Here is a 13054-nt window from a genome sequence, read left to right as displayed (position 1 = left end):
ACAAGCCTCTATGGGAAAAGCTGAAACGTGATCGTTCCGAAGCGTTGACCTTCGAACCCGAAATAGTAGGACCTGCCGAGCTCGAGCGAGAGCGAGCGGTTGACGCGGAATCTGACGTCAGCGCCGACGACCCACGGGGTCACGACCACGCCGGCGGGCAGTTGCGTCGAACCGGTTCCATGCGAGCCGGTCACCAATAGCGAGAAAACACCGTCGTGATTGTATTGGAAGGTCGCCGTCTCCGCGGTGAAGTGGCTCGCGTATCCGGCGTCGATGCTCGGGTACCCGTCATGGATCGGCGTGTCGAGGATGCCGCCGCTCAACGTGACGAATCGGTTGACGCGCTGCGTCACATTCAGCGCGTAGGCTTGGATGCTCTCCAGATGCGGCAGCGTGTCGTGGAAGAAGCGGTCGTCCGCCGACGCGTTGAGCGTCGTGCCAGGACCCAGCGCGAGCGGCCTGGTGGCGACGTACGCCTCGAAGCCGACATGCTGGTACCATTGCGGCAAGAAGATGTCGGTCGGGAAGGGCGAGTAGCCGGGTGTGATCGGCGTGTGGGTGGTGCCGACCTCCGAGCGCAAATGGAAGAGCAAGTTCGAGAACACGCCTTGTTTGGCCAGGGCCTCGTCGTAGCTCTGCCACGCGAGCAGGGCGCCCAACGATTGATGATACTGCGAACCGGTGAGCTCGAAGAACGAGCGGTGCACGCCGTCTCTGACGTCGTACGAATTGATGGTGCCGATGCCTTGGATGCTCGTCGACGTGAGCGATTGCTGGGTGTGTGCGTTGATGCGGTCTTGCCAGGTGAAATTGAATGTCTTCTGGTTGCCGAAGAGCGGCGAGAGCGACCCGATCGCGTAACCGCGCGGCGTGTCGATGATCCGCTGGTCGAAGCCCAAACCGAACTTGATGTCCTGCCGGTAGATGAAGTGGATGCCCTGCACCGAGTCGCGCGTGCTGCCGAAGTACAGCGGCACGTCTTCGCTCGCGCCCGCGAGGTTGCTGATCGCGTAGCCGGGATCGGACGAGTACGTGTAGACGTATGACGGCAACGGAAGGCTGCGCGCGCCCGGCAACGCGACCTTGACCTTGGTCAGCCGCACGTCGGCGCCCACGTGCGCCACCGCACGCGCCGCCACCGCGAACGGCGTTTCGCCGCCGAAATCGGGAACGGTCAGCGGCTCCGCCGTTTGCGCGCTTGGCGGCGGCTCACCGCCGATGACTCCGGCTTGCACGACGTGGCGCACGGGAGGCTCATCGAGCGCGACGAGCAGACCTTGTCTCTTGGCGAAGTCCTCGCCAAAGACGTCGCCACGCACGCTGTGCACAGAACCGGGCGCGGTTTGCGCGACTGCGGGCGTGACCACGACGTTGCCGATAGCGAGGTAGCGCTTGGCGCGCAGATCGAGCGTGATGTGGTCGGCGCTGACGTGCACGACTCCGTCGTCGATGTACGCGGCGCCGGTCGCATCGAGCAGCAGGTGCGAGGCGTAGAAGCGCACCGCGGTGCCTGAAATGGAGACGGTCTGTCGCTGCTCGCCGGCGTCCGCGGGCCTCGCCGCTAACAGCGCGATGAGCAGAAAGGGAAAAGCGGCGCCGCTAGCGTTTCGCCAGATGCGTTTTCACCAGGTCTCCGAGCCGCTCGATCCCGGTCACGAGCGCATCCTCGGACGCGTTGCTGAAGTTCAAGCGCATGGTGTTGCGCACGTCTACGTTCACCCAGAACGGCGCTCCGGGCACGAAGGCGACTTTCTTCTCCGCCGCATGCGTGAGCAGTTCTTGCGTGTCGACGCCCGCCGGCACGCGCGCCCACAAGAAAAGACCGCCGTCAGGATGCGTCCACGACGAGCCCGCGGGCATCGCCCGCGCGAGCGTCTCAAGCATGAGGTCGCGGCGGCGCCGGTAGACCGGCAGCATCTCGGCGATATGGCGCTCGACCTGCCCGGGCACGCGCGCGTACGCATAGACCGCGCGCTGCGTGAAGCTGGACGTATGCAAGTCGGCCGCCTGCTTGGCGGGCACGACGCGCTCGTACAATCCGGCATCGGGCAGCACGAGCCACGCGACGCGCATGCCGGGGGCGATGATCTTGCTGACCGTGCTCATGTAGATCGTATTGCGGCCTCTGGCAAGCGCCATGATCGACGGCAAGGCCTCGCCGGAGTAGCGCAAGCGTCCGTACGGATCGTCTTCGAAGATCGGGATGCCGTGCTCCGCGCAGATCTGGATCAGCTCGTGACGGCGGCGCAAGCTCAGCGTGACGCCGGTCGGGTTCTCGAAATTGGGCACGAGATAGACGAGCTTGGGCTTTGCCGGCGCTTGGCGCAGCAGCCGGTCGAGATCCTCGGTGCGCATGCCGTCATCGTCGGAGGCGACGTTCAGATAGCGCGCTTGATACGCGTCGAAGGCTTGGATCGCGCCGAGATAAGCGGGATTCTCGATGACGACGTAATCGCCCGGGTCGAGCAGCACTTTGCCGATGAGGTCGAGACCTTGCTGCGAGCCGCTGATGATGAGCACCTGATGCGGTTCGCACTCGATCGAGATGCTCGCGCGCAGATAGTCGCAGATCCATTGGCGCAGCGGCGTGTAGCCTTCGGTCACGCTGTACTGCATCGCCGCGGCGCCGTCGGTATCGAGAACCTCTTGGCAGGCGCGCGCGAATTCGCGGACCGGGAACAATTCGGGTGCGGGAAGGCCGCCCGCGAACGAGATGACGTCGGGCAGCTCGGTGACCTTGAGGATCTCACGGATGGCGCTGGCTTTGAGGCGGCCCATGCGCTCCGCGTAACGAAAGACGTGGGTGTCGGCGCCTGGATTCGACGGGGCGGCCAAAGACATGCGAACCCTCCCACCCGTGGTTCTGCGTGTACGGTGGCGGATTCCCCCGGACAAAGCTATCTCAGCGTTTCTGACGGCCGCAAGCAGGAGCGGGCGCCGCGCGTCCGTATGACCCGCATGCGTCGCTTTCTTGAGGGCATGGGGGATACAACGTTGAGCAGGCCGCAAAAACGCGGTTCGTGGATGCGAACCGCCTGTGCAGTCTCATTGGCGCTTTGCGCGAGCGCAGTCGTCGCATGCAATCACGCCTCCATTCCAAGCCCGCCGAGCGGTACCGGCTACACGCCGATCAACGATGCTGGCATCATCAAACACGTGATCATAGTCGTCCAAGAAAACCGAAGCTTTGACGACATGTTCAACGGCTTCCCCGGCGCCGACACGGTGTCGGTAGGCCAGACGAAGGCGGGCCCGTTGCCGCTCACACCTCGCCCCTTCGCTGGCGGCGGTCTCGACGTTGGTCACTTCCACGTGTCTTTCAAGGCCGCATATGACAATGGCAGAATGGATAATTTTAACGCAGAGGGCACCTACACGGGAGCATGCGGCGGCTACTGTGCGACGCCCGGACCGCCGAATTATGCCTATTCGTATCTCCCGCAGTCCGAGACCGTGCCGTATTGGACGCTCGCCAAGCAGTTCACGCTGGGGGACCGCATGTTCGCCTCCAATAGTGGTCCCAGCTTCCCGGCCCATCAGTATCTCATCGCCGGGCAATCCGACAACGTCGCCGAAGTGCCAAGCGGCTCCGTGTGGGGCTGCGACGCGGCGGCAGGCACGCTGGCCCCGCAGCTGGACGCCAATGGCAATGAGACTGCCGGCATCTTTCCGTGTTTCGACTATCAGACGCTCGGCGACGAACTGGATGCCGCGCATGTCACCTGGCGCTACTATACACCGGTGTCGGTGTATTTCTTCGACGCTTATGACGCCATCCGCCACATCCGTTACGGCGCCGACTGGACGGGCAACATCGTCACGCCTGAAACGACTGTGCTGACGGATATCGCCGACAACAACTTAGCGCAGGTGAGCTGGGTAGTGCCGCAGTTCGTCAATTCCGATCACGCGTTGGCGAGCAGCAACACCGGGCCGCAATGGGTCGCTTCGATCGTCGACGCGGTCGGCGCAAGCCCTTATTGGAAGGACACAGCGATCCTCGTCGTGTGGGACGATTGGGGCGGCTGGTACGATCACGTTCCGCCCCCGCAAGTGGACGTCATGGGACTGGGCTTCCGGGTCCCGTTGATCGTCGTGTCGCCGTATGCGCGCCATGGCTACGTCTCTCACGTGCAACATGAGTTCGGCAGCATCTTGCACTTCACCGAAGCCACCTTTGGCGTGCCGACGCTCGGCACCGCAGACGCTCGAGCAGATGAGCTCTCCGATTGCTTTGACTTTTCGCAGTCGGTGAGTCCGTTGCAGCCGGCCAAGACGTTTATGAGCCCGGCCGATTTCTTGCGGCAGCCGCAAAGCCTTAAACCGCCCGATCCGATCTGAGAGAGGCGCCGCTCCCGCGCGCCACAAAGCAGGTCATGATGGAAGACACACTGCGCGGGCTGCTCGACGCGCTGCGCTCGGGCGCCGTCTCGGTCGATGAAGCGCTTGCGCACCTGCAGGGCGCTGGCGCAAGCGATCTGCCGTCGGTCACGCTCGACCACCTGCGCGCCGAACGAACCGGCTTTCCCGAGGTGATCTACTGCCCGGGCAAGCGTGCTGACGAGATCGCCGCGATCGCCGCGCGGCTGGCAGCATCGAGCGGCCGGTTTCTCGCCACGCGCGCGACAACCAGCGACTTTTCAGCGGTGAGCGCACAGGTGCCCGATGCTCGCTATGATGACGCAGCGCGCGCGATCATCTTCGAGCGCGAACCGCTGGTGCGTGTCGGATTGGTATGCGTGGTGAGCGCCGGCACGTCCGATCGCCACGTCGCCGCTGAGGCGGCGTGTGCGCTCGACATCATGGGGAACGCCGTCGCGCGCATCGACGACGTCGGCGTCGCCGGACTGCATCGCGTGCTTGGCCACGTCGGCGCGCTGCGCACGGCGCACGCGATCGTCGCAGTCGCAGGGATGGACGGCGCGTTGCCGGGCGTGGTCGCAGGGTTGACCGATCGGCCGGTCGTCGCGGTTCCTACCAGCGTCGGCTACGGCGCGTCGTTCGGCGGGCTCGCCGCGCTGCTGACCATGCTCAACGCGTGTGCGGGTGGCGTCGCCGTCGTCAACATCGACAACGGGTTCGGCGCGGCCTGCGTCGCGTCGCGCATCAACCATCTCGCCGTCTCGGAGCGCGAAAGCGCCGGATGAGTATCGCGTTCTTCGACGCGTTCGGCGGCGCCAGCGGCAACATGATCCTCGGCGCGCTCGTCGACGCGGGTCTGAGCGTGGACGCGCTCGAGCGCGAGCTGCGCCGCCTACCGGTGCGCGGCTGGAAGATCAAAACCGAAGCGGTCCATAAACGCGGCATCGGCGCGCTGTATCTCGACGTCGACGTGCCGGGTGAGGACATCGAGTACGGTCGAATAGATTCGACCGCTCCAAAGGTCGAGAATGCGCACCATCATGAGGGGCATCCGCATCGTTCGCTGGCCGACGTGCTCGAGATCATCCGCGCCGCGCGCTATCCGGCGCAGGTCGAGTCGAAAGCGATCGCGATCTACGAGCGTCTCGCCGCGGCCGAAGCGCGCGTGCACCGAATGCCCGTCGACGAGATCGCCTTTCACGAAGTCGGCCAAGTGGACGCGATCGTCGACGTCGCAGGCGCGGTGCTGGGCCTGCACCTGCTCGGCATCGACGCGGTCTACTGCTCGCCGCTGCCCTGCGGCCGCGGCACGGTTCACGGCGCGCACGGTGCGATGCCGTCGCCGTCGCCTGCGACCTTGGACCTGCTGCGCGGCGTGCCGACGTACGCGGTCGATCTCGACGCGGAAATGGTCACGCCTACCGGCGCGGCGATCCTCACCGGCCTCGCGAGCTTTGCGCTGCGCCCGCCGATGACGATCGACCACATCGGATACGGCGCTGGGCGATCGGAGTTTCCGTTCGCCAACGTGCTGCGTGTCTCGATCGGCGAGAGAGCGGGTTCCGAGAACCCGCTACTACAGGCTGATGAGGGCGATGTCGTGCAGATCGAGACCAACATCGACGATATGAACCCGCAGCTCTACGCGCACGTCGCCGAACGACTCGTCGCCGCCGGCGCGCTCGACGTGTGGACGCAAGCGGCGCAGATGAAGAAGGGGCGGCCCGGCACGCTGCTCGCCGCGTTGGCGCCGGCACAGCGATCCGAGTCGGTTGCGGCCGCACTGCTCGCCGAGACGACGACCATCGGCGTGCGCCGCTGGCCGGTCACGCGCGTCACCCTGCCGCGCTCCAGCGAAAGCGTGACCACATCGCTCGGTCTCGTGCGCGTCAAAGTCGTTGCGACGCCGTCAGGCCGACGCGCGCGGCCCGAGTATGACGACTGCGCAGCCATCGCGCGCCGCAGCGGCATGGCGCTGGGCGACGTGATGCGCACGATCGAAACCGAGGTCGACGAGTGGCTCAAGCTCCAAGCCTAGCGTCGCGCGAGCGCGACCTGCGCGCGAGCGTGCGCGGGCTGCGCAGCGCGATCGTCGCCTACTCCGGCGGTGTGGACTCAGCGCTGCTTGCGGCGATCGCGCGCAGCGAGCTGGGCGACCGCGCGCTTGCCGTGACCGGCGTGTCCGCTTCCGTGGCGCAAGGCGAACTCGAGGCCGCGCGGTCATTGGCGGCGCGCATCGGCATCCGGCACGAGACGCTGCAGACGCACGAGTTCGAGAATCCCGCGTACCGCGCCAACCCGGCGAACCGCTGCTTCTATTGCAAAGATGAACTGTTCGGCCGGCTCGCGCATCTCGCGCGCGAACGCGGCTTCGACCACGTCGTCGATGGAGCCAACGCCGACGACGGCGCGTCCGCGCTCGACGTCCGGCCGGGCCGCGGCGCCGCGCTCGCTCACGCGGTGCGCAGCCCGCTCGCACAAGCCAATCTGACCAAAGCGGACGTGCGCGCGCTCGCGCGAGCGCTCGATCTGCCGGTCTGGCAAAAGCCGGCGACACCATGTCTTTCGTCGCGAGTGCCGTACGGCACGCGCATCGAGGACGACGACCTGCGGCGCATCGATCTCGCCGAGCGCTACCTGCGTGCCAGCGGCTTCCCGACCGTTCGCGTGCGCCACTTCGGTGCGCTCGCGCGCGTCGAAGTGCCGCGCGCCGACATCGCGCGCCTTGAAGAACGCCGCGGGAACGTCGCGCGCGCGCTGCGCGACGTCGGCTACGAGCGCGTCGAGATCGATCCGCGCGGCTATCGCACCGGCAGTCTCAACGAAAACGTCGGAAGCTCGGGTGTCTGAGCAGGCCAAGCTCGCACCCCCCGCGAGCCACGACGCCGCCTCCGCGTTTTCGTTGCGCCGCATCGGCGGCGACGCCGCCGTCATCATCGGCGGCTCGTTCATCGCCAACGCCTTCAATTATCTCTATCATTTCCTGATATCGCGCCGCCTGGGTCCAGAGGACTACGGCACGCTGGCGACGCTGGCCGCCGCCGCGACCATCTTCGGCGTGTTCGGCGGACCGCTCGGCATCGTCGCCATGCAGGACACGGCACGGCTGTGGGCGCTGCGGCGCGTAACCGGCGTGGGCCTATTCGTCCGCTCGGTCGCGCCGGCTGCGTTCGGGGCCGCGTTGGCCGTCGCCGCGATCGCGCTCGGCATCGGGCTGCTGTCCGGTCCGTACCTGCACATCGTGCAACCGCCGCTGTGGTTCGCGTTCGCAGCATATCTCGCGATCGCGATCTTCAGCGCTTTTTTTCGCGGCGCGGCGCAAGGCGCACATCGCTTCTGGCTCTTCTCCGGCTCCATGATCGCCGAGATGTCGATCAAGCTCGTCTCTGCGCTGGCGATGGTCACTGCCGGCATGGCGGTGCTCGGTGCGATCAGCGGCTTCGTCGTCGGCGCAGTCGCGGGGCTCGCCGTCGTCGCATTGCCGCTCATCACGACGCGCTCCGACTCGAGCGAGCAGCCGGAGCACGACCACCTCGAGCTGGGCGGGCGCGCGATCTCGCTGTTGTGGATCTCGGCCTGCGTCCTCTTGCTGCTCTTCATGGACCAGCTGTTCGCCAAGCATCATCTCTCGGGCACCGACGCAGGCCTGTACGGTGCGGCCGGCATCATCGCGCGCACGATCCCGTTCGGCGTCGGCATGATCGCGCTGGTCATGGCCCCCAAGGCGGCCGCCGCGCAACACGTGAGCCGCGAATTGCTGCAGCGGCTGCTCGCATTGACGTTCGGCGCGGGCGTGCTGCTCTCGGCGGCCGGATTCGCGATCGCGGCGTTGCTGCCCGCGCAGTTGCTCGGCATCACGTTCGGGCCCGCGTTCGTGCAGGCGCAATTTCTGCTGCGCGAGTACGGCGCGGCGCAAGCGCTGCTCGCGGTCGACGCGCTCGGCATCTCATATCTGCAGGCGGTCGGCAGCTATCGCTGCACGCCGGTGCTCGTGGGCGCGGTCGTCCTCGAGGCGGCGCTCATGGCCGCGTTCGGCACCACCGGTCCGCGACTCATCGGCATCGCCGGGCTGGTCAATCTCGCGCTGCTGCCCATCATTGTCGCATACATCGCAGCGACGCTGCGCGGCGCGCCGCAGGCAGCCGCCCCCCTCTCCGACGAAGCGGTTCTGCTCGATGAGCCACGTCTTCTATAGAAAGCTTGGCGTCACGCCGCCGACCATCGTGCGCGCCGAAGGCGTCTATCTGTACGATAGCGCCGGCAAGCAGTATTTGGACGGCAGCGGCGGCGCGATGGTCGCATCCATCGGCCATGGCGTTCGCGAGATCGCCGACGCCATCGCGAAGCAAGCATCGACCGTCGCCTATGTCAACGGCACGGCGTTCACGACACCGCCGGTCGAAGAACTGGCCGACGCCCTAGCGGCTAAAGCGCCGGCCGGCGTCGATCGTGCCTATTTCCTGTGCAGCGGTTCAGAAGCGGTCGAGGCGGCGCTCAAACTCGCGCGCCAATACCACGTCGAGCGCGGCGACCCCGATCGAACGGTCGTCATCGCACGCACGCCGGGCTATCACGGCAACACGCTGCTCGCGCTCTCGGCCTCAGCCCGGCCGCACTATCGCGCCGTCTATGCGCCGTGGCTGGTCGACGTGATGATGATCGACGCTCCGTATCCGTACCGGGCAGAAGGCGATGACGATCCTGCCATGACCGGCGACGCGCTGGAGACCGCGATCCTCGAGGCCGGCCCGGAGAACGTCGCGGCGTTCATCGCAGAGCCGATCGGCGGTTCGTCGACCGGCGCTTCCGTGCCGGCTCCAGGCTACTACGCGCGCATCCGCGAGATATGCGATCGCTATGGCGTGCTGTTCGTCGCCGACGAAGTGCTCACAGGCGTCGGCCGCACCGGAAAATTCTTCGCGCTCGAACACTTCAGCGACGCGGCGGGCAAGCCGATCGTGCCCGACATCATCACGCTCGGCAAAGGGCTCAACGGCGGTTATGCTCCCCTTTCGGCCATGCTCGCCAAGCGTTCGCTGGTCGACACGCTCGCGCGCGGCAAGTTCGGCGGCCTCGTCCACGCCCAGACCTACTCGCATCATGCGCTCTCGAGCGCGGCCGCGCTGGCCGTGCTGCGCTACATCGAGCGCCACGAGCTGGTGCGCCGCGCGCACGAGGTCGGCGGCTACCTGCAGTCATCGCTGCGCGCGCTGCAGGATGATGCGGCGAGCGCAGGCGTCGTCGGCGACGTGCGCGGCATCGGCATGCTCGCGGCGGTGGAATTCGTCGCGGATCGCGCGACCAAGCGGCCGTTCGCGCGCGAGCGCAAATTCGTCGAACGGATCATCGCGCGCGCGAGAGATAACGGCCTTGTGCTGTGGCCCAACGTCGGCCATGCGGACGGCATCAACGGAGACCTGGTGATGATCGCGCCGCCGCTGACCATCGCTGAAGCGCAGATCGACGAGCTGGTCGAGAAATTGCGCACTACCATCGCGGAGGTCGTGCGCGCCGACACGGCGTCCACGAACAACGGTCGAATGAATTCGACCGCTCCATACACCGCCACGGTTCCTGTCGATTGAGGAGAATGTCATGAGCGTTCAAGCACCGCGCAAGCAGCCGAAGATCACGTATTCAGGCGTCGGCGGGAATATGGACGAGATCCATGCCGGATTCGATGCCGCACTGCGCGCGGTGCGCGGCGAGCTCGGCGCCGTCCATCACCCGTTCGTCAACGGCGCGAAGATAAAGGGAGAGGGCACGGCGCTCGAATGGCACAGCCCGATCGATCGAGACCTGCGAATCGGCGCGTTCTATAGCGCCAGCCCCGCGCAGATCGACGCCGCGGTGGCTGCGGCGCGCGCCGCGCAGAAGCGCTGGGGCGCGATGCCGTGGCGCGAGCGCCTCGCGATCATGCGCCGCGCCGCGGAGAACATCCGCGAGCGCCGTTACGAGATCGCGGCGGTCATGAGCATCGAGGTCGGCAAGAACCGCATCGAGTCGCTCGGCGACGCCGAAGAGGCCGCCGATCTCATCGACTATTACGCCGACCAGGTCGAAGGCGCGAACGGCTACATGCGCCCGCTGGGCCAACTCTCTCCAAACGAGCAGACGCAGGACGCGCTGCGGCCCTACGGCGTCTTCGCGGTTATCTCGCCCTTCAATTTCCCGCTCGCATTGGCGACCGGCATGTCGAGCGCCGCAATGCTGGCGGGCAATGCGGTCGTGCTCAAGCCTTCGGTGATGGCGTCGCTGACGGGCTCGAAGCTCGCCGCGGCCTATCACGACGCGGGCGTTCCGGCGGGCGTGTTCAATCTGATCTACGGATCGGGCGAGGGCGTCGGCCAACCGCTGCTGCGCCATGCCGGCATCGACGGCGTCGCGTTCACCGGTTCGCAAGAAGTCGGCATGCAGATCCTGCGCGAAGTCGGCGCGAGCGGCGTGTATGCGAAGCCCGTGCTGGGCGAGCTCGGCGGCAAGAACGCGGCGATCGTCGCGGCGAGCGCGGACCTGGACGCCGCCTCGGACGGCGTCATGCGTTCGGCGTTCGGCTATCAAGGGCAGAAGTGCAGCGCATGCTCGCGCGTATACGTCGACGAGCGCGTGGCCGACACGTTCATCGAGATGCTGCTCGACAAGACGAGCAAGATCGTGATCGGCGATCCGACCGAGCGCGACGTGTGGTTCGGCCCCGTCATCAACGAGGCGGCCACGCGCAAGTTCGACGAGGCGGCGTCAAGCGCGCGCAAGGCTGGCACGATGCTGGCCGGCGGCGAGCGCCTTGGCGGCGAGCGGCTAGGCAAAGGGAATTACGTCAAGCCGACGATCGTCAAATTGCCGCTCGAACACGAGTTGTATCAGCGCGAGCTGTTCTTGCCGTTCCTGGCCGTGGGCACCGTGCCGTCGTTCGAGCGCGCGCTCGAAGAGGCCAATCGCTCGAAGCTCGGGCTGACGGGTGGGCTGTTCTCGCAAGACGATAAAGAGATCGAACGCTTTTTCAACGAGATGGAAGCGGGCGTGCTCTACGTGAACCGGCGCACCGGGGCCACCACCGGCGCGTGGCCGGGCGTGCAATCGTTCTGCGGCTGGAAGGGCTCGGGCATCACGGGCAAGGGCGGCTGCGGACCGTACTACGTCGAGCAGTTCATGCGGGAGCAGTCGCGCACGCGGATGGTCTAAACGGCGCCGTTCTGCGTATTTCTGCGGATTTAACCGTAAAGCGAACGCGCTAGAATCGAGATGCGCTTCCTTTCTTGGAGGACATCTCGATGCTTACACGCTTTGTTCTAGGCTTTGCTCTCGTAGTGGTCACGGTGCTCGTAGGTACAGGCTGCGGGACGAATTCGGCGATACCCGGAACGCCCAATCCGCAAGGCGGTCCACCGCTAGCGACGATCGCGCCGACCATGCCTCCGACGGCTCCGCCGACTGCAGCGCCGACGAACCCGCCTGCCGCGTGCTCAGGCAAGAATTCGTTCGCGTTCACGAACCAGGCGCAGAGCCAAATGGTCGCGCTGCCGGCTGTCTGCGGATTCGCCGGCTCCGTCACCGTTCCGTCGAACAGCTATCCGATCACGGGTCCGTTCGACAAGGTGAGCATGCAAGTCGACGTGCCGGACGCGAGCACCGGACCTCCGGCGCCGCCTGGGACCAGCACCGAAGTCTTGTCGCTGACTCTCTCTCCGACCGGCTTCATCGGCGGCGGCACGTTCGGCTCGGGTTTGCAAGTCGTCGTGACGCTGCCAGCGACCGTGACGACATGGGGAAAGTCGTTCGTCTTGGCGGCATGCTCGTACGGCGGGACCGTTGGAACGCCGCCGAGCTGCTCCGGCACCACACTCATGAACGCATCGGTCAGCGGGCAGACGCTGACATTCAATGATCCCAGCGGATTTTCGATCCGACGGATCGTCCACTTCTGTTTTCCCCCGCCGCATCGCCCACCGCCGCCTTGCCCACCGGGCTCCTACGAGAACTTCGTCGCGAACATCTACTACTGACCACAGCCGAATAATATTCGGCGCAGAGGTTCCGCGGTCTAAGAAACGAAGATATGAAGCCTGCTTAGTGCGGGCTTCATTCTGCGTCCGCGGAGAACCACATGGCAAAGAGCTATCCGAAGATCCTCGTGCCGCCGCCGGGTCCCAAGGCTGAGGCGGTGATCGCGAAGGACAAGCAATACTCGTCGCCCTCGTACATCAAGGAGTATCCCCTTGTCGTCGAGCGCGGCGCGGGCGCGATGATCGAGGACGTCGACGGCAACCGTTACCTCGATTTCATGGCGGGCATCGCCGTGGCGGCGACCGGCCATTCGCACCCCAAAGTGGTCGCAGCGATCGAGGAGACGGCGCGCAAGTTCCTGCACATCTGCTCGACCGATTTCTATTACCCCCAGTTCTCCGATCTGTGCGAACGGCTGGCCAAGCTCGCCCCCGGACCCGGCGCGAAGCGGACGTTCCTCACCAACTCCGGCGCCGAGGCCGTCGAGGGCGCGATCAAGCTCGCGCGCGCACACACGAAGCGCCAGAACATCATCGCCTTCGAAGGGTCGTTCCACGGCCGCACGACCGGGGCTATTTCGCTTGGTTCGAGCAAGGTCAAGTTTCGCCGGCATTTCGGTCCGCTGCTGCCCGGCGTCTATCATCTGCCCTACGCGAACACGTATCGCTGCGCGCTCGGCCGGAGCGCC

General features: G+C 66.1%; 11 protein-coding genes. 9 read left to right on the top strand and 2 right to left on the bottom strand.

The window, feature by feature from the left end; all coding sequences use genetic code 11:
* Nucleotides 1-8 precede the first annotated feature (8 nt).
* Both VKF82_12190 and VKF82_12185 read right to left on the bottom strand, forming a co-directional pair.
* Complete coding sequence (locus VKF82_12190; GenBank protein HME82814.1) at nucleotides 9-1502, bottom strand: hypothetical protein; 1494 nt, start codon at nucleotides 1500-1502, stop codon at nucleotides 9-11.
* Between the two features lie 97 nt (nucleotides 1503-1599).
* Nucleotides 1600-2841, bottom strand: a complete 1242-nt coding sequence (locus VKF82_12185; protein HME82813.1) for a PLP-dependent aminotransferase family protein — start codon at nucleotides 2839-2841, stop codon at nucleotides 1600-1602.
* 207 nt (nucleotides 2842-3048) lie between these two features.
* Between VKF82_12185 and VKF82_12180 the strand changes: the two genes are divergently transcribed.
* The 9 genes from VKF82_12180 to VKF82_12140 form a co-directional block, all read left to right on the top strand.
* Nucleotides 3049-4341 (top strand): alkaline phosphatase family protein, encoded by a 1293-nt coding sequence (locus VKF82_12180; GenBank protein ID HME82812.1) that lies wholly within the window; start codon nucleotides 3049-3051, stop codon nucleotides 4339-4341.
* A 35-nt stretch (nucleotides 4342-4376) separates the two neighbouring features.
* Entirely contained in the window at nucleotides 4377-5147 is a 771-nt protein-coding gene (larB, locus tag VKF82_12175) for a nickel pincer cofactor biosynthesis protein LarB (GenBank protein HME82811.1), read from the top strand.
* Nucleotides 5144-6400, top strand: coding sequence for a nickel pincer cofactor biosynthesis protein LarC (gene larC, locus VKF82_12170; protein ID HME82810.1), 1257 nt, complete (start codon nucleotides 5144-5146; stop codon nucleotides 6398-6400). Before larB ends, larC begins: the two co-directional genes overlap by 4 nt.
* Nucleotides 6379-7212: an ATP-dependent sacrificial sulfur transferase LarE gene (gene larE, locus VKF82_12165; protein ID HME82809.1), complete on the top strand. Its 834-nt coding sequence runs from the start codon at nucleotides 6379-6381 to the stop codon at nucleotides 7210-7212. The genes larC and larE overlap by 22 nt, the downstream gene beginning before the upstream one ends.
* Nucleotides 7205-8557 carry an oligosaccharide flippase family protein gene (locus VKF82_12160; protein ID HME82808.1) on the top strand — a complete coding sequence of 451 codons (1353 nt, stop codon included), beginning with the start codon at nucleotides 7205-7207 and terminating at the stop codon, nucleotides 8555-8557. The genes larE and VKF82_12160 overlap by 8 nt, the downstream gene beginning before the upstream one ends.
* Nucleotides 8538-9947, top strand: a complete 1410-nt coding sequence (locus VKF82_12155; protein HME82807.1) for an aminotransferase class III-fold pyridoxal phosphate-dependent enzyme — start codon at nucleotides 8538-8540, stop codon at nucleotides 9945-9947. Before VKF82_12160 ends, VKF82_12155 begins: the two co-directional genes overlap by 20 nt.
* A 10-nt stretch (nucleotides 9948-9957) precedes the next feature.
* On the top strand, nucleotides 9958-11544 hold the full coding sequence (locus VKF82_12150; GenBank protein ID HME82806.1) for an aldehyde dehydrogenase family protein: 1587 nt from the start codon (nucleotides 9958-9960) through the stop codon (nucleotides 11542-11544).
* Nucleotides 11545-11771: 227 nt separating this feature from the next.
* Nucleotides 11772-12365: a hypothetical protein gene (locus tag VKF82_12145; GenBank protein ID HME82805.1), complete on the top strand. Its 594-nt coding sequence runs from the start codon at nucleotides 11772-11774 to the stop codon at nucleotides 12363-12365.
* A 101-nt stretch (nucleotides 12366-12466) separates the two neighbouring features.
* Nucleotides 12467-13054 (top strand): aminotransferase class III-fold pyridoxal phosphate-dependent enzyme (locus VKF82_12140; protein ID HME82804.1); only part of this gene is annotated, 588 nt, incomplete at its 3' end.

The sequence above is a fragment of the Candidatus Eremiobacteraceae bacterium genome, from assembly GCA_035314825.1.
Classification (GTDB): Bacteria; Vulcanimicrobiota; Vulcanimicrobiia; order Eremiobacterales; family Eremiobacteraceae; genus JAFAHD01.
Note: the sequence above shows the minus strand (reverse complement) of the source record. Positions and strands in the feature narration are given on the sequence as shown.

Bases quoted from the DNA above. Each gene is read 5' to 3' on its own strand.
- VKF82_12185 (HME82813.1), bottom strand. From the start codon at position 2,841: ATGTCTTTGGCCGCCCCGTCGAATCCAGGCGCCGACACCCACGTCTTT.
- larB (HME82811.1), top strand. From the start codon at position 4,377: ATGATGGAAGACACACTGCGCGGGCTGCTCGACGCGCTGCGCTCGGGC.
- larC (HME82810.1), top strand. From the start codon at position 5,144: ATGAGTATCGCGTTCTTCGACGCGTTCGGCGGCGCCAGCGGCAACATG.
- VKF82_12155 (HME82807.1), top strand. From the start codon at position 8,538: ATGAGCCACGTCTTCTATAGAAAGCTTGGCGTCACGCCGCCGACCATC.
- VKF82_12150 (HME82806.1), top strand. From the start codon at position 9,958: ATGAGCGTTCAAGCACCGCGCAAGCAGCCGAAGATCACGTATTCAGGC.
- VKF82_12145 (HME82805.1), top strand. From the start codon at position 11,772: ATGCCTCCGACGGCTCCGCCGACTGCAGCGCCGACGAACCCGCCTGCC.